The following is a 17,552-nucleotide window of genomic DNA, read 5'->3' as shown; positions in this document are numbered from 1 at the left end:
GATATCTTATATTTTAGCTTAGAAACTTAAATTGAGTCCAAAAGTGGTGATTGTAGTCGTAAAGTAGGTTGCCCTTCTCTCGATGCCTGGTGCAAGTGGATCATTGCCTGATTCCGAGTCCCCATACCTTACTTCCGGATCCACACCGGTATATCCGGTAAACATGAAGGGGTTTTGGACAGAAATGAAAGTTCTGATTTTTCCGATTGTTTTTCCTGAACCCACATTAAAGTTGTATCCAAGTGTCGCATTATCAAGGACTACGAAATCCGCTTTTTCTACGTGAGTGCTGTTGTACTCTGCCTTTGTGATCGCAGGATCAAAATACTTGGTATTTACAATATTCCAGTTTTGAACAGTTGTAGTTTCAGTATTTTCATAGAATCCTCTGTAGCTATTGATCAGCGAATGGCCGATTGATCCTCTGAAGAAGAAATTCAGATCCCAGTTTTTATAATTGAAGTTGTTGTTGAATCCAAAGTTAAAAGTCGGATAGGCAGTACCCAATTGGGCACGGTCCAGATCACAATTACAATACACCGGATCGCCATTGTCATCCACAGCAGTACCGTCGATTACTTTCATGATAGGAGCACCGGTTTCACTTACACCAACCTGTATAGGGCCCCAGATCTGTCCAAGTGGACCGTTTTCTTGGATTCGAATTAATTGAGTCAGGTTTTGACCGGGGGATCCAAAGTTGGAACGGTAATTAACCTCTCCAAAACTAAGATCATCTGTAGATAAACTTCTCAGGTTGGTTCTCAATGTTGAGAAATTGACTCCTGTAGTCCATCTGAAATCAGATTTATTGATGGCTTTGTAATTTAACATTACCTCCAGACCCGAGTTGGACATTTCTCCGATGTTCAATTGAGTAGTACGAAAAAGATTTGGTGGAATAGGAACATTTATCGGTAAGATCATGCCTGTCGTGATCCTGGTGTAGTAGTCGATCGCACCATCCAGTCTGTTATTGAGGATGACAAAATCCAAACCAACGTTATATTCGTCCTTTGTTTCCCATGCCAGGTCTGGATTGGCATTGGACACAGGGCCATAGGAAGGTACAAAACTACCGTCGTATAAGAAATTATTTCCCTTTCCAAATCTCAATAATGATATATAAGATGAGTTGGGCTGGGTACCTGTTCTACCATAACTTGCCCTAAATTTCATGGCACTTACGCCTGGCATATCGACCAAATTGGCAATATTGATACCCCCACTTATTGCAGGAAACAACCCCCATTTGTTATTAGCTCCAAATCTAGTAGAACCCTCATATCTAGCACTGACAGATAAAAGGTAAGTGTCATCTAAATTGAAATTGGCGCGTCCAAAAAATGCTACCAACTTGTTTGAGTTAGCAAAACTCTCTAAGCTAGCCAATCCATTCTCTCTATCTAATGCTGCATTCATATTGTTATATGTAAATGCATCAGTCAGGAAATTACCAGCTTGCACAAAACTGCCTTGATTGAAAAATTCCTGATAAGAGTAACCTCCAAGGAAAGCCATAGCAACTTTTCCTGCATCGGTGTCATAATGAAGGGTAGATTCAAATAATTCATTCATAAACGTATTATTCCGGACTGAGGCCAAACCATTTCTACCATATCCACCACCAAATTTGGCTGTCTTTGGTGAATAATTTCCCCTGAATTCAGTTTCTCTCTGGCTCGCATAAAAAACCGCACCGCGGAATTTGCTGGTAAAATTGTACTCTCCCCGGATACTTGCCAGCAATTTGCTGTCTCTGCCATCTGCAATGTTTTGCTCCGCAATGGATACCGGATTGAACCAGTCAAAAATATCCAGTTCTTTATAGCCTCCAAACTCGACATCAACAGGCAATGAACTTCTTACCGGAAGGGTAGGGTTTGTGATGATAGCATATCTGAAGGAGTTTTCATTTCCAAATCGTCTGTCTATGGTAGTATTGGAAACGTTTACCGTAAAAATTGCCTTGTCTTTCAATGCCTTTTGCGTCAGGTTGATCCTGGCATTCAATTGGTCAAACCCTGAATTGATACCGACACCATCAACCTTTCGGGAGTTGACCGAAAGCCTGTAATTGGTAGTGGCGGTTCCACCTCCCAAGCTCAGGTTATTAATAAAACTCAAGCCAGTATTGGTCACTTCATCAAACCAGTCAGTGCTAGAACCATGGTCAATTGAACCAGGGATTTGTTTGTATTCTTCCGCATTCATGACACTGATGGTTCTTGCCACGTTTTCAACAGCCGCACTGCTATTGAATTCTACGACAGTTCTACCTGTTTTACCTGTTTTAGTAGTGACCAAAATCACCCCGGCAGAACCCCTTGTTCCGTAAATTGCAGCGGCCGAACCGTCTTTCAATACATCCATTGATTCAATGTCATTAGGATCCACGGTACTCAAAGAACCTCCGATCACACCATCAATTACTACAAGAGGTTCAGCATTTTCCCCTATGGAAGAAATTCCCCTTAGACGCATGTTAAAGCCACCGTTGGGGTTGCCTCCAGGTCTGGCAATATTCAAACCAGCCACTTTACCTTGAAGCAATTGGCGAGGGTCATTTACAGTACCTTGGTTGAAATCCTCTGCCTTGACACTAGTCACAGCACTTGTAATTTCCTTCCTTTCTTGGGTACCATAGCCTACGACCACTACCTCGTTAAGGGCTTGAACGTTTGGCGATAAACTAATATTTATGATGGACCGGTTGGCGATAGGTTGCTCTACAGTATCATAGCCTAAAAATGAAAATACGAGGACTTCTTCCGATCCTGCTGTAATCGAAAAGCTCCCGTCTAAATCGGTAATAGCCCCTCTGGTGGTCCCCTTTATAAGGATACTTACTCCAGGAATTCCCTCGCCGGATTCTACGTCCGTAACTGTTCCAGTTATTTCCTCCTGTTGGGCAAATGTCTGGCTAGTCAGGCTCAGGCACAGTAGGAAAACCAACAGGAAAGATAACTTCCTCTGCTTTTTCATAGTGATTGGGTTATTGGGTTGATTAATAATTGAACTCATTGAAATGTAACGAATCCCACAAGATATTCAAAGGTGGTATTCTAAATTGAGATTCGAATCCATCGTTTACAAATCTGAAGAATTAATACATGAAATGCAATCCATTTCCCTGATTAATTTTCAGAATATCAGTATAAAAGTATTGCCTCTCCTCCAATTACCTAATAATGTTTCTTTATTTCTATTCAAACTGATTGGTTATACTGAAACTGTCAATTGAAATTCGTGTATGCAGATTTAGTCTTTATAGAAAATGGGGGAATTGATTGTTAATTACAGCTCAATCAATGGAGAATCCAATGTAGCTATCTATCAGGATGGTGAGGTTAAACTGGCAGGATTTCTCTTTGATCCGGTGTTGTTTGACAGCCCTTTGGATAAAAGAAACATCTTATCAAAGATTGATGAACACAATTATTTACTAGCGTTGGGATTGAGGGATACCCTATATGCGGTTAATTATAGATGAGTATCTTATTGAACTCAAGTACATTCTGGATTTTGGGAATGAGTTACCTTGAATCCTGAATTGAATCAGCAGTTTGCAGATTTAGGCAAGGTGGATAGGGAAGAATTACTTTTTATGCTATTTGATTTGGAGATAGATATATAGTTAATGGCTTTATAGAACTTTGGAAACGGCCGCTTGATTACTATTGAAATAACAGTTTAGTTTTGTTAATTCTATTTGCTTACCAAACCTTTTTTTTAGTTGATATTTGGTATTTGCAAATTATTATAGCTGGTAGTTACTTATCAAACTAAGTCTTGTGATTATAAATCAAGAGTCCTATTATAGGATGGTATTTATCTTACCTTTTTTATTTTGAGGCTTAATGACATCAGCCATGCCAACTAAAACAATATATACCCTTTGTATTATTCTGCTTTTTTGCGCATGTCAGCCGAAAGTTCAAGATGGAAATATCTATTTCACAGAAGATGACCTTCCCCCGCCCATTGAGCTAGTTGGAGAAAAGTACAACATCCCTGAAATAATTAACCCGCGAGGAATTATGATTAAAGATGGGCTTGCAGTGGTGTTTGAGAGAAAGAATACCTATGACGACAAGTTTCATGTGATTGATCTTGAATCAGGAAGTTATCTTCGCTCTAAGGGAATTCATGGGTTGGGACCAGGTGAAACCACTACAATTACTCAGATAGAGGATGCGGGAGAAAAAAATAAAGTCTGGGTCTATGATCCGGAAGTTCGCAAATTCTCAAAGTATGATTTGTTGGATAGCAGTAAGCTTGCAGAAGAGGAGTTTAGATCTCCTGAGACAGAATTTTTTATAACCCGGGCAACATGGGCAAAGGATCAAACGCTATTGGCTAGCTTAGTGGACGGGTGGACAAAATATCTTCATTTAACTACCTCTGGTGATACATTGGCCACTTTTGGTAATTGGAGGGATATGATCAAAGGAAAGGAATTGCCCAATGGCTATAAGGAAGAAGGCTTAGATGCCAATCTGGTGAGTACTGTTTTTCAGGCAACCATCAAAGCTGATCCAACGAAAAAACATTTTATCAGTGCGGGCAAAGTAGCCGACTATATTGAAATCATTGATTTGGAGAATAGGTCGAGTAAATTGATTTATGGACCGAGGCAAGAATTGCCTGAGTTCAAGATCAGTTATAGTATGGGCTATCAAATGGCAGATTTTGGAAGGAATTCTACATCAAGGTATATGGATGTTTATGCTGGGAATAATTCTTTCTTTGTTCTTTTCAGCGGTAAATCCTATCGGGAAATAAGTAACTCAGATAATCTCAACAGAATATTTGAGTTTGATTATGAAGGGAATATTCTAAAACAATATCAGCTGGACTATCCTTTATTTGGTTTTGCAGTGGATGAGGGAAATAGAGCTATCTATGGAGTGACAGTGGACCGTGAGCCCAATCTGGTGCGGTTTGATTATTAACTTTCTTTCAAAATTTCTTTAGTGGACAGGATTTTTGCATTCTGTCCCCTTTTTTACTTTCTTGCTTCAGACCCAAAAGCCCGTACTTTTCCCATTTCAAACCTGACCTTAATGAAAAAACATACCTATGGAAGTGGGGTGATCGGCAATTGTGCCTATATCGCCCATGTGGAACTGGATACCAATATCAGTTGGATGTGTCTGCCAAGATTTGATTCTGATTTTATTTTTGGGGGAATGCTGGATCGCGAGAAAGGCGGGGAATTCACTATTCATCCAGAATCCAATGACTTTAAATCTTCACAAGCTTATCTAGAAAATACCAATGTACTTAAGACTACTGTGGTATCCGGTGAGGATAGTTATTCAGTGACTGATTTTGCGCCAAGGTTCAAGAACTTTGATCGCTACTATAAGCCGCTGATGCTGATTAGAAAGATCGAAGTGGTATCCGGCTCGCCATCAATACTCATCAAGTGCCAGCCATCAGCAGAGCATGGTGCTAGATTGCTAAAATCCAGTATGGGGAGCAATCATATCCGGTTTATGGATACAGATCAGGAGCTCAGACTGTCCACCAATGCACCGCTGAGTTACATTATGGATGGTAAGGCTTTTTCCTTGAATAAGCCCATTTATTTGGTATTGACATACGGTAGACCGTTAGAAGCTCCAATAGACACTACTTCTGAGCGATTTCTTCAGGCGACGACAAGCTATTGGCAAGAATGGGTGAAGTCCACGAGTATCTCTAATTTTCATCAGAAGTTGGTGTTGAGATCTGCTCTGATACTGAAGATTCACCAATATGAGGATACTGGGGCAATCATCGCAGCTTCTACTACAAGCCTACCAGAGTCACCGGGATCTACCCGTAACTGGGATTACCGCTACTGCTGGATACGTGATAGTTATTATACCCTGACCTGTTTTAACAGTTTGGGCCATTTTGAGGAATTGGAGAAGTACTTCGAATTTATTCATAACCTAAAACCTGGTCCAGATGGGCGGTATCAACCACTTTATTCTATCACAGGCGATTCGCTTTTGACAGAAGAGATTTCAGAACTTGCTGGTTATTTGGATAATAGGCCAGTTCGTTTTGGGAATCAGGCATATACGCATATCCAAAATGATCTCTATGGTCAGGTCTTAGTGTCTTTACTTCCGCTTTACTCCGATCAGCGTTTTACAGAAGAGGAGAGAAGTAGCTCAAAGCCGATGATCATGAACCTGCTAAACAAGATCGAAGCAACAATGGATGAGAAAGATGCAGGACTCTGGGAATTCAGAAATCTAGCTCAGGAGCATTGCTATACCTTCTTGTTTCACTGGGCTGGTTCTTGTGCTGCCGCCAAAATCGGTATTCGTCTGAAAGATGATAACATGTATCAAAAAGCGATTCAGCTTCGGGATCTGGCGGTTCAAAAAATAGAATCCTGCTATCTCCCAAATCGAAAAGCCTACGCACAGGCATTAGGCTCTACTTACATGGATGCTTCTACACTTCAATTGATTACCATGGGGTATTTTGGGGAGGATTTGGAGCGTGCAAATGATCACCTAAAAGCCTTGGAAGAAGAGCTATTGGCAAAGGATTTCCTCTTCTATCGGTATAAGCATATGGATGATTTTGGTGTGCCTGAGACCACTTTCTTGATCTGTGCATTCTGGTATATTGAAGCCTTGGCTTGCGTTGGAAGATTAGATGAGGCTGTAGAAGGATTTGAGACGCTTGTGAAATATTGCAATCACCTAAAGCTATTCTCCGAAGATGTGGATCATAAAACCGGAAGTCAATGGGGCAATTTCCCGCAGGCATATTCCCATGTAGGTTTGATGAATGCAGCTTTCCGTATCGGCCGGAAGTTAGATAGACCGAATTTCTTGTAAAAGATTTCCCGCAGATTTTCGCAGATAAAATTTGCAGATCGTCGGAGATAATTTCCAGAGAATATCAGACTAAGTGTTGTCCTGCTTTTGAGTTGCCTTGCTTCTCCAGAAGCAGGACTTTTTTTTCCAGTATTTTGTCCCACCTCCTCCTGTTTTTTCTATAGTTGGTTTTCAGACTTAGTACAATACTTGTAGCTTCAAATTCTGATTAACTATTTCTTCCCATGAGTTCCCGTAGAATCACCTCTGCCGTTTTATTGATTACAGCCTCGTTAGCTTTTGCTTCCTGCTCAAGAGACATCTACCGAAAGAATAACAAAGCACATAAAAAGGCAGTGAAGGAAGCCACAGCTACTATCCAAGAAATTCCTAAAACCAAAGCTGAACTCGACTATGACACCTTGAGCATCACAGATGAATGGGTAGGGACTACAAATTTCAGTATTCGAAAGCCAAACTATGTGATCATCCATCACACAGCTCAAGACTCACTGAAGCAGACCATCACCACCTTTACCCTCAGCCGAACTCAGGTTAGTTCACATTATGTAGTAGGCAGAGATGGTGAAATCGTGCAAATGCTGAATGATCATCTGCGTTCTTGGCATGCAGGTAGAGGACGTTGGGGAAATGACACAGATCTTAATTCAGCTTCTATCGGCATAGAACTGGATAATAATGGGAGTGAGCCATTTACAACAGCACAAATAGAAAGTCTTTTGGTATTACTGAAGCGGTTGAAGTGGAAATATGGAATTCCTACCGCTAATTTCATCGGTCATTCTGATATTGCTCCTGCACGAAAAGTTGATCCAAGTGTTTATTTCCCTTGGAAAAGACTAGCGGAAGAAGGTTATGGGCTTTGGTATGATGAAGATGTGGTTTTTCCAATTCTTACTTTTCAGGATAATTCATCAATATCTATTGAAAGTACAGACTATATACCCGAAAAGAGATTAGATACAGTTCTCGCGCTTAGGATAATTGGATATGATGTGAGCGATCCAAAAGCTGCGAGGCGCTCATTCAAGCTGCATTTTATCCAGCGTGACATAGAAGCTGAATTGACAGAAACCGATAGGCGAATTCTCGATAACCTCTATAAAAAATACCTGTAGTTTTCTAACTGCAGAGTTCACAAAGAGTGACGCGGAGGGCGCAAATGTGTAAGGGCGAAAAATCTTTCACCCTTACTTTAAATTCTTAACCCAATTTTCAAATCAATCAAGTAGTCAATTTCTGAAGCAATTGCCTTACTTGTCTAAATGATTTGATATTGTAATTGGCTTGAGTATAGGCATAACCTACACGAATCGAATACGCGTTTTTCGGCATCGCTTTGAAGGTGTCTTCATCGGTCCAGTCATCACCAATGGCTAATACAAAGTCATATTCTGTTCCTTTCATCATCGCTGTGGCAGCACGCCCTTTATTGATGTCAGGTCGCTTAATTTCTAAGACCATATTTCCTTCCAGCACCTGCAAGTTGTAGCCTCTTGCCATGTATTTCAAATGGCTAAAGAGTTCGCGCATTCTTAGATCTCCTAATCCACTTTCTACTTTTCTATAATGCCACACAAGAGAATGATGCTTCTCTTCAATGAATGCACCAGGGGTTCTGAGTACATAATACTCCATTATTTTTCTGATGTCATCTTTCCAGCCGTCTTCGACCTCGGCGTACAATTCCCAATCACCTTGATTCTCTTTTCTTTTTACCCACACACCATGCTCGGCGATCATGTCTATAGTCTGCCCTTCAAACCATCTTCCCAGTGTGTCCTTATCTCTTCCTGAGATAATCACTACTTGGGCAAGTGCGCTTAAGTCTTTCACAATCCCTTTCAATTCTGCATCAGGCGAAGCTTTCTGTGGGTCTGAATGAAAACCGGTTAATGTGCCATCATAGTCAAGGAACAAAACAGCATTTTTAGCTTTTTTGAAACTTGCCTGGATCTCATTCATCACCTTGGTATCCACGTCCTTGGAAGTCAATTCTTCTTGCTTTTTCTTCACATGATCCAGACGATCCATAAATACTTTCACCCATTGGAAAACGTCGTACTTTTTCAGACTTTCCTGCATGCTTTTCATTCGGGCAATCTGCTCAGCCTGCGGCATAGATAGGGCATTGTAAATCGCATCCACCACGCCTTGTCTGTTATTTGGATTGACTAGGATTGCATCTTGAAGCTCTTTGGAGGCTCCTGCCATTTCTGAGAGAATCAATACACCAGTCTGATCAGTTTGGCTTGCCACAAATTCCTTACAAACCAAGTTCATCCCGTCGCGCAACGGCGTTACTAGCGCGATGTCAGACATGTTATAAAATGCACTGAGTTCTTCGAATGGGAAACTTCTGTAGAAATAATGAACCGGTACCCAGTTCAGTGTGGAGTGCTCACTATTTATACGACCTACCAGAAGGTCAATCTCTTCTTTAAGTTCTTTGTAGGACTGTACTTTGTCCCGACTGGGTACTACGATCATGATCATGGATACCTTGCTATGAAGTTCTGGATGCTGTTCCAGCAATTGATTGAAAGCCTGAATACGCTGGGGAATTCCTTTGGAATAATCCAGTCGATCAATGGTAAGAAGCAGTTTTTGATCTTCCACCTGCTTACCAAATTCTTTCACAAAACGTAGCGTCCGTTTACTTTTTGCCTGCTTTGCAAATTTGTCATAATCAATTCCCATCGGGAAAGAATCCACATTGATGATTCTATTTTCTGCTTGGATATAGCCGCTTTCGCTCGATAAGCCAGTAATTCTACCTACTGCACTAAGGAAATGGCGCATGTCATCATAGGTATGGAAACCTATCAAATCTGCTCCACAAACTCCCTCAAGTAATTCCTTCCTCCAAGGAATCATTCGGATGATCTCATAAGAAGGGAATGGGATATGCTGGAAAAATGCGATTGTAGCATTTGGCAATACTTCTCGTAGCATTTGTGGAAGTAAAAGCAGCTGGTAATCATGAACCCATATCGTATCGTCTGGCCCTGCTTTTTTCAAAATAGCATCACAAAACTTCTGATTCACACGGACATAAGCTTCCCAATGCTCAGGATTATAGACCATGTATTGGGTAAAGTAGTGGAATGCTGGCCAAAGCGTTTCGTTACTAAACCCTTCATAGAATTCTTCCACATCTTCTTTGGAAAGGAAGACAGGAGCCATTTTTAGCTCATGAAGTTCGAGGATGATTTCTGCTCTCTGCTCAGGATCATCTACCGTGTTTCCAGGCCATCCGATCCAAATATTTTCTCCTTCCTTATAAATAGAACCAAGCCCTGTGGCCAGTCCTCCAGCACTTGGTTTGAATTCAAATCGGCCATTTCTGTGTCGTAAACTGATAGGCAGGCGATTGGAAACTATAATGGTTTTTGACATAAAAGGGTGGTTTTAAAACAAGAAAAGGAAAAGTCCAATTTAAAAAGGGGATAAGAGAAGTTACAGAATATCTCTTGGAATAAAAACATAATGAAGCAACATGAGTTCAATCTTGATACAGAATTCACAATTCGGAAACAAAAAAGCATCCAGGGTGGTGGATGCTTTTAGAGTTAATTACTTGCTACACTTTTGGACTTGGTCTCCACCTTTGTCCAGATGAATTTAGCCAAGTCTCTCCCTTCTGTAATGCCATACTCAATGGCTGGACGGTAGTGAATTCCTCCATAAAATCTGCTAAGTGCAGCTTCTTCCGCGGCTTGAGAGAAGGAGTCAAATTCCCTCACCGGAAGACCATAGGCTACTTCCGAGCTGTCTACGATATGGAATTCATCTCCAAAAAGTTGAGCTAATGTATAAGCCGAAGCAGCAGAGGCTACGCTGTGCCCGCTGGTATGCTCAGGGAAAGGAGGCGTTTGCAATAGGGGTACCCATTGCTCATCTATGTGCTGATTGATGTAGGTTTCCGGTCTGATAACATTACTCCGATACTTTTCATCCCAGCAGGAAATGAAGGCTTCATTGAGAGAGATTCCCGTCATGGCAAAAGCCTCTGCGGTACCTTTCCAATCTCTTTCGGCTCCTTTGGATGCAATTGCTGCTATACTCATCCAATGTCCGCCAGGAGTGATTTTCTTCTCTGCAAACATTACATGGCCTTTCACATTCATTTTGTAAGGATTGCAATCCCAGAATAGGGCAATATTTTTTTGTTCTTGGGTGGCCATCCTGTCCATATCATAGACTTCCTTAGCCACTTTGTAAAATTCACTGTCAGGCTCTGTTGAGAATGGTGGAGGTGGAAGTGGTCTGAACTGTGATGCTGAGTCCAGCACGAAAGTCCTGATCTTGCTCCAATGAGGCTCAATGGCTTCCATGTAAGCTGGTGGAGTAGGCTGCCATGTACCTTCTTCACCAGTGACGGTGAATTTGGGGAAAGACCGACTCTGGTGATAGTTGTCTTTGGAGGAATATGCCTTGATCACGTCACCCACTTCTTTGCCAAAGGCTATAGAAGCTTCAAATACGTCCTCAGGGATACCTTTTTCCATTAATGCGGCGTAGGTAGCGTCTCTATGCTCATTCATCATATCTTCTGAAAAGATTAATCCAGTGCCTACATAATAATAGGCTGCAAGTGACGCTAAGGGCGGATATACTTTTTCCGAAGGAGAGAAAGACACCTTCTCTGATCCATTTAATTGCCCTAAAAGAGACGTGTAATTGGGATCAACTGCTGCTGCCACTTCATATGCAGCTAGTGATGCATATGTGTAGATTCTCGCTGCTACAGGGGGGGAGAAAATATCGTGAATGATCACTTCTGTGATTCTATCTTGTGCTTCGGTTATGTAGTGGCCGTCTGTAATGGCTTGGGAATAATCGGCTTGTTTTGCGCAAGAAACAGCAATCAGGAGAATCCCTGAAAAGAGCATGAATTTAACGGTACGCATATTTTGGGATTTGTTTTTATGATTTCTAATGGCTGAAATCGTGGTTCAGCTTTAATGAAACGGATTTCAATTTGTTGTGTTTGGACCTCAAAGCTATTGGAAATTAAGACACTTTGCAATGATTTCTAAGAAGTTTAGCTTTAGGGCAATACAATATTTGTTCTTTGGGATGAGATTTCAAAATCATCTGTTTTTAAGTTTTTGTACATGAATTTCCTTGAAAAAAGAACTGCAAGAATCAGTTTAGTAGTTTCATATTTCTGAAGGAGCATTATTTTTTACAACCAAAAGTTTTCCATTTTCCAGCTTTGCAAAAGCTCGGACATCACCCGTTAGCCGAAGTCCATTTTGAGAATTGGGCCAAAAAATCGAAGGTACCATCACCCCTTCCCAATAAGACTTCACCGTAGCTGGCATCGTATTTTCCTACCTTGGACTTGGCCTGAAAGATTGCCTCCGAGGATTAAGTCTAGGTTTCCATCCTTGTTTAAGTCCTCCACGTTTAAGTCCTCCGCCTGAATAGCGAAAACATAAGATTTTTGTGCAATTCTTGATGAAGTTATCCAAATGAATTTCCCATTTCCTTGAGCTACCTTTTTAAGATTTAAGCTTACGTATCAGTCGCTTATATAACTTTTTTCAAAGTTGAATTTCGGGGAATCATATTGCTTGGCTAGAATTCCTGATCATTCAGTGATAATATCATTTTAGATTTATCATGGAGTTTGTTACGTTCCTAAATCATCTTAAAACACAATGGGTATAAAGCTCATTTTTGAAAACCTGTTTATCTTGAGATATAAACCAACTTTTATGAAAAAACTAGTACAATCAATTTTGGTCATATGTGTTTCCTTAGTAGCAGTATTTTTTAGTAACCACTCTGAAGCACAAGGTGTCAGGGGGAAAGTGAGATCATCTGATGGAGAACCTTTAGCTTATGCCTCAGTCTATATTCGTAATCTCGGTGATGGAGTCCCAACCAATGAGGAAGGGAATTATGAGTATAAGCTTCCAAACGGGGTTTATGATGTATTAGTCCAATATCTTGGCTACAAATCCCAGCTTGAAACTATCATTGTGACCGATGAGTGGACGACCAAAGACTTTGTATTGGAACCCCAAGAATATACGCTGGAAGAGGTGGAGGTAAGGGCCGGGGCAGAAGATCCTGCGCTGACCATCATGCGTAAGGCAATCGCAAAAGCCAAATACCATAGACTCCAGATTCAAAAATATAGCATGACAGTCTATCTAAAAGGAACTGGGAAATTGACAGATGCTCCTTTCTTTCTGAGAAAAACCATAGAAAAAGAAGGACTTAAGCTTAATGAAGCTTATACCTCAGAATCCGTATCGAGAATCACATTTACTCAGCCTAATAAAGTAGAGGAAAAAGTGATTTCTATACGTACCAATGGAGATAATCAGTCTACTTCACCGGCCCCCTATATTCAAACTACTTTTTACCAGGAGAAAATTAATGGTATCATCTCACCACTTTCTCGCTCAGCGTTTGTGTACTATAAGTTTAAATATGAGGGAAGTTTTTTTGATCAGAATGTAATGGTAAGCAAGATCAAAGTGACACCGAGATCCCGAGGGGAGCAGGTCTTTGAAGGATTCATTTACATTATAGAAGATTTGTGGGCGATTCATAGTTTGAACTTGCAAACTTCCTTGCTAGGATTTCAGATTCAGGCTAAGCAGCAGTATGCTCCAGTGGCTGAGAATGTCTGGATGCCTCTGACACACACCTATGACTTTGGAGGGAAGATTTTTGGCTTTGAGGGGAATTTCAAATACCTAGCTTCTACTCGTGAATATGAGATAGAACTGAATCCAGATCTGGAGGTCGTACCAGAGATTATTGATGAAAAAGTACAGGAGGTGCCTGAAGAAGCGGTAGCTTTTAATAAGTCCGTCTCAGCTTTGGAGCAGCTCGCAAAGGAAGAACCAAAAACGCGAAAAGAGTACCGTAAACTACTTAATGAATACGAGAAGGAATCTCTGAAAGAGCAAGAAGAACCCGATGTGATCCAAGAGAGCTACTATGAGGTGGATTCTATGGCAAAAAAATATAATCAAGTTTATTGGGATAGTATTCGTCCAGTTCCATTGACCGAAAGTGAAATTCAGGGATATCAGCGAGATGATAGTTTGGCTACGGTTGAGGCTGCTAAGATGAGTGATGTTGATTCTGTGGCTAAAAAAGCTAGAAAAAAATACAAGCCGCTTGACTTTATGAATGGCGCCTCGTACAGCATGGGAAAAGGTGTTTCTATAGGTTTCAAGCAAAATTGGACCAAGACTTCATTCAATACAGTTGAAGGTGTCAAGCTTGGAATAGGACTGTTTTATAGAAAGCAATCATCAACCAAGTTGGCTGATAGTGTGAGCGTTCATCTCAAAAGTTTTAATATAGAACCTGAGTTGCGGTATGGGTTTTCGAGTAATCGGTTTTATGGGAAAGTGGATTTTCGGTGGTCTAGTACTTTGCGTATCACTGGGACTACCTTCGGCGTAAGAGGCGGAAGATACATCTATCAATTTAACGGTGGAGAGCCTATCAATGAGCAAGTAAATGCCGTCTATTCCTTGTTTTTCAGGCAAAATTACATGAAGCTGTATGAGCAGGATTTTGCGCAAGTGTACTGGGCACATCGGGTCAATGGTGGTATTACATATCGGGTAAATATGACTTATGCTAATAGAAGAGAATTATTCAATACGAACAATTATAGTTTCTACAATAAGCCCGTGCGGGAATACTCATCAAACCAGCCAGAAAATGTGGAAACTGATCCGGGCTCTTTTAGCAATTATGATATTCTAAAACTGAATACTGAACTGGAATGGCGACCGGGAATAAAATATGGTATTAGAAATGGCCGTAAGTATCCGATAACAGATCGATCTCCATTGGTCAAGCTGGCTTATAATAAAGCATTTGGTGGAATAAGTAGCAATGGAATTGCTGCGGATTTCGATCACTTAGAACTGGGAATTAAACATAATTACACTTTTGGGGTCAGCGGTAAGTTGGATTTCAATCTTGCTGCCGGAGCCTTTTTGTCCAATGGCCAAGTTTACTTTCCCGATTTTCAGCATTTCGGGGGCAACAGAACCATCTTTTCCAATTTCGGTCCGGCATCGAATTACCGTTTTATGGATTATTATAAATACAGTACAAATTCAAAGTACTTTTCTGGGATAGTGCATTACCAGTTTAGGAAATTCATTTTCACACAATTGCCTATGCTAAGATTCTCGGGAGTGAGAGAGAATATTTTCTTTAATTATTTGAAGACTGACAATTCCCCGCATTACTGGGAAGTAGGCTATTCATTAGACAATCTGTTTAGAATTTTCCGGGTGGAGATGGGAGCTGGGTTCGAAAATGCGGATTTTCTCCGCGGAGGAGTGAGATTTGGAGTTGCCACCTTTATCAATGTGAATATTGATAACTAGACAAAAAAATGGTGACAGGTAGGAAGTTAAAGGGGATAAGTAATAAGTAGAGCGGGAGGGTGGTGTTAATTCTTCTTGACTTTTTGCATCAAGGTAAGAGGCAGATAATAGAGATAAGAAATCGAGCATGACCCTAAGCGTCACACATTGGGATGATTATCTTCCAAGCGAGATTCCATGTGACCATTAGAAAACAATTATAAACACATGAAAGTAAGCTTAAGTATTAATCAACGGAGAAGAAAATGCAAATTAATTCCGGCTTCTGGAGAAGCAGGATAACAAAATAAAACCCGGCTTAAGACCGGGTTTTTATGAGTTATACTTTCATGATGTCCACTTCTTTTTTGGCGAGAAGCTCATCTATTTTAGTAGAGAACTGATCGGTTAGTTTTTGAACGACATCCTCTGCTCTTTTTATTTCATCTTCAGATGCGCCATCTTTTTGAAGCTTTTTGAGCTCGTCATTGATGTCTTTGCGCACCGTTCGTAGGGAGATTTTCCCTCCTTCACATTCATGCTTTGCTTGCTTCACCAAATTTATCCGTCTTTCTTCTGTAAGAGCAGGAATGGTAAGAATAATTACTTCTCCATTATTTTGAGGTGCCAGTCCAAGGTCTGAATTGATGATGGCTTTTTCGATCTCAGAAATCATTGATCGTTCAAACGGCTTGATGGAAAGAGTCCGGGCATCCGGAGTGTTTACTGATGATACTTGGCTCAAAGGAGTATTAGCGCCGTAATACTGAACCAAAATACCATCTAGGAGATTTGGCATTGCCTTACCTGCGCGTATTTTCAGAAGTTCCGCTGAGGTATGAGCTACCGCTTTCTGCATCAATTCTTTTGCTTCGTCTAAATATAATTCTATTTCTTCCATGGTTTTTAAACTTAAAGAGAAGTGATCAAAGTACCAATTTCTTCACCTTGTACCAATTTGCTAAGGTTTCCTGCTACGTTCATATCAAAGACGATGATGGGCAGGTTGTTTTCTTGGCAAAGCGTAAAGGCCGTCATATCCATTACGTTAAGGTTCTTTTCATAAACTTCTTGAAACGAAATGATTTTATATTTTGTGGCTGTAGAATCTTTTTCTGGATCAGCAGTATAGACGCCATCCACTCTAGTTCCTTTCAATACGATATCAGCCTCAACTTCAATAGCTCTCAAACTTGCGGTGGAGTCAGTAGTAAAATATGGATTTCCAATACCTGCTCCGAAGATTACAATACGGCCCTTTTCAAGGTGTCTGATTGCTCTTCGACGAATAAATGGCTCACAAACACTTTCGATTTTGATACCGGACATTAAGCGGGTGTACATTCCACCTTGCTCAAGTGCACTTTGCAGCGCCATAGCATTGATCAAAGTTGCCAGCATCCCCATGTAGTCACCTTGAACTCTGTCGATCCCGGACTTTTCGGCTTGCACTCCTCTAAAAATATTACCTCCCCCGATTACAATCGCTACTTCAACACCCATATCCTGTACTTTTTTGATCTCCTGTGTGTATTGCTGAAGTCTAACAGGATCAATGCCGTAACTCTTTTCACCCATTAGCGCTTCTCCACTGAGTTTGAGCAGTATTCTCTTGTATTTCATATATTTGGTGTTGTTTTCAGAGGTTTTTTGACGCTATTATTGCGATTATTTGAGGCGAGTTATTCTCAGATTAGCGCTAAAAAGAATTTAGCAAATTGACTGAAAAAAGATCGGACGTGATCCGATTTGCGCAAAATAATCCGACAAATATAATTTCTTCAATTCATTATGCTAGGCATAAAGGCTAAAATTGAATCAAGACTTGGTTTTTTTCTACACTTTGATGAAGAGTTACTTTTACGGCTTTTACGATGCCATCTCCTGAGGATTTGAGGATATTCTCCATTTTCATAGCTTCCAAGATCAGTACTACATCTCCTTTTTTAACTACATCTCCCGGCTTTACTTTTAGATCTAATATAAGACCGGGCATAGGAGCTTTTATTTCTTTCAAAGCCTGGGAGGCTATATTGTTCATTCCCAATTGTTCCAAAAGTAGATCAAATCTGTCCTTGAGCAGAAGGCTGGAGATTTTGTTTCCAAGTTTGATTTGAACTGTTTTTGTTTCTTTATCTATGGAAATCAATTCTGCTTCTACGGACTTATTATCATAAATAAGGTGAATTTTTCGATCAGAAATCCACTGAAGATCCCAGTTGATCGTTTTGCTATTTACTTGGATAGTATCATCAGATTTTTCTATCGAATAGCTTTTATTTTGGATGGTAACTGTAAACATTCATGTTAATTTGAAGCCGAATATACAATTTCAAATAAA

Annotated in this window: 11 protein-coding genes; 5 read left to right on the top strand and 6 right to left on the bottom strand. The window is 40.5% G+C overall.

Annotation, left to right across the window (positions count from 1 at the left end):
- Positions 1 to 18: 18 nt before the first annotated feature.
- Positions 19 to 2,985, bottom strand: a complete 2,967-nt coding sequence (locus tag SYJ56_RS10125; RefSeq protein ID WP_323833947.1) for a SusC/RagA family TonB-linked outer membrane protein — start codon at positions 2,983 to 2,985, stop codon at positions 19 to 21.
- A 292-nt stretch (positions 2,986 to 3,277) separates the two neighbouring features.
- Between SYJ56_RS10125 and SYJ56_RS10120 the strand changes: the two genes are divergently transcribed.
- From SYJ56_RS10120 to SYJ56_RS10105, 4 genes are all read left to right on the top strand, one after another.
- Positions 3,278 to 3,493, top strand: coding sequence for a hypothetical protein (locus tag SYJ56_RS10120; RefSeq protein ID WP_323833945.1), 216 nt, complete (start codon positions 3,278 to 3,280; stop codon positions 3,491 to 3,493).
- Positions 3,494 to 3,872: 379 nt separating this feature from the next.
- Positions 3,873 to 4,955 (top strand): BF3164 family lipoprotein, encoded by a 1,083-nt coding sequence (locus tag SYJ56_RS10115; protein ID WP_323833943.1) that lies wholly within the window; start codon positions 3,873 to 3,875, stop codon positions 4,953 to 4,955.
- A gap of 111 nt (positions 4,956 to 5,066) precedes the next feature.
- The gene (locus tag SYJ56_RS10110) at positions 5,067 to 6,848 is read left to right on the top strand and encodes a glycoside hydrolase family 15 protein (RefSeq protein ID WP_323833941.1); all 1,782 of its coding nucleotides are present in this window, start codon (positions 5,067 to 5,069) and stop codon (positions 6,846 to 6,848) included.
- 224 nt (positions 6,849 to 7,072) lie between these two features.
- Positions 7,073 to 7,966 (top strand): N-acetylmuramoyl-L-alanine amidase, encoded by an 894-nt coding sequence (locus tag SYJ56_RS10105; protein WP_323833939.1) that lies wholly within the window; start codon positions 7,073 to 7,075, stop codon positions 7,964 to 7,966.
- A 106-nt stretch (positions 7,967 to 8,072) separates the two neighbouring features.
- Here the strand turns inward: SYJ56_RS10105 and SYJ56_RS10100 are convergent, their stop codons facing one another.
- Both SYJ56_RS10100 and SYJ56_RS10095 read right to left on the bottom strand, forming a co-directional pair.
- Entirely contained in the window at positions 8,073 to 10,247 is a 2,175-nt protein-coding gene (locus tag SYJ56_RS10100) for a bifunctional alpha,alpha-trehalose-phosphate synthase (UDP-forming)/trehalose-phosphatase (RefSeq protein ID WP_323833938.1), read from the bottom strand.
- A gap of 173 nt (positions 10,248 to 10,420) precedes the next feature.
- A complete protein-coding gene (locus SYJ56_RS10095; protein ID WP_323833937.1) occupies positions 10,421 to 11,761 on the bottom strand; it encodes a vanadium-dependent haloperoxidase in 1,341 nt (446 codons plus the stop codon).
- An 813-nt stretch (positions 11,762 to 12,574) separates the two neighbouring features.
- On the opposite strand from SYJ56_RS10095, the gene SYJ56_RS10090 reads away from it, so the two are divergent.
- Positions 12,575 to 15,232: a DUF5686 and carboxypeptidase regulatory-like domain-containing protein gene (locus SYJ56_RS10090; protein ID WP_323833935.1), complete on the top strand. Its 2,658-nt coding sequence runs from the start codon at positions 12,575 to 12,577 to the stop codon at positions 15,230 to 15,232.
- Positions 15,233 to 15,551: 319 nt separating this feature from the next.
- Here SYJ56_RS10090 and frr read toward each other — a convergent pair whose 3' ends face one another.
- The 3 genes from frr to SYJ56_RS10075 all read right to left on the bottom strand — a co-directional run bounded on the left by frr (position 15,552) and on the right by SYJ56_RS10075 (position 17,513).
- Positions 15,552 to 16,112, bottom strand: coding sequence for a ribosome recycling factor (gene frr, locus SYJ56_RS10085; protein ID WP_323833933.1), 561 nt, complete (start codon positions 16,110 to 16,112; stop codon positions 15,552 to 15,554).
- Between the two features lie 11 nt (positions 16,113 to 16,123).
- The gene (pyrH, locus tag SYJ56_RS10080) at positions 16,124 to 16,834 is read right to left on the bottom strand and encodes a UMP kinase (RefSeq protein ID WP_323833931.1); all 711 of its coding nucleotides are present in this window, start codon (positions 16,832 to 16,834) and stop codon (positions 16,124 to 16,126) included.
- A 184-nt stretch (positions 16,835 to 17,018) separates the two neighbouring features.
- The gene (locus tag SYJ56_RS10075; RefSeq protein WP_323833929.1) at positions 17,019 to 17,513 is read right to left on the bottom strand and encodes an acyl-CoA carboxylase biotin carboxyl carrier protein subunit; all 495 of its coding nucleotides are present in this window, start codon (positions 17,511 to 17,513) and stop codon (positions 17,019 to 17,021) included.
- Positions 17,514 to 17,552 lie beyond the last annotated feature (39 nt).

The sequence above is a fragment of the Algoriphagus aurantiacus genome (genome assembly GCF_035156405.1).
GTDB classification, from domain to species: domain Bacteria; phylum Bacteroidota; class Bacteroidia; order Cytophagales; family Cyclobacteriaceae; genus Algoriphagus; species Algoriphagus aurantiacus.
The sequence above is the reverse complement of the archived record's forward strand: the minus strand, read 5'-3'. Positions and strand labels throughout refer to the sequence as shown.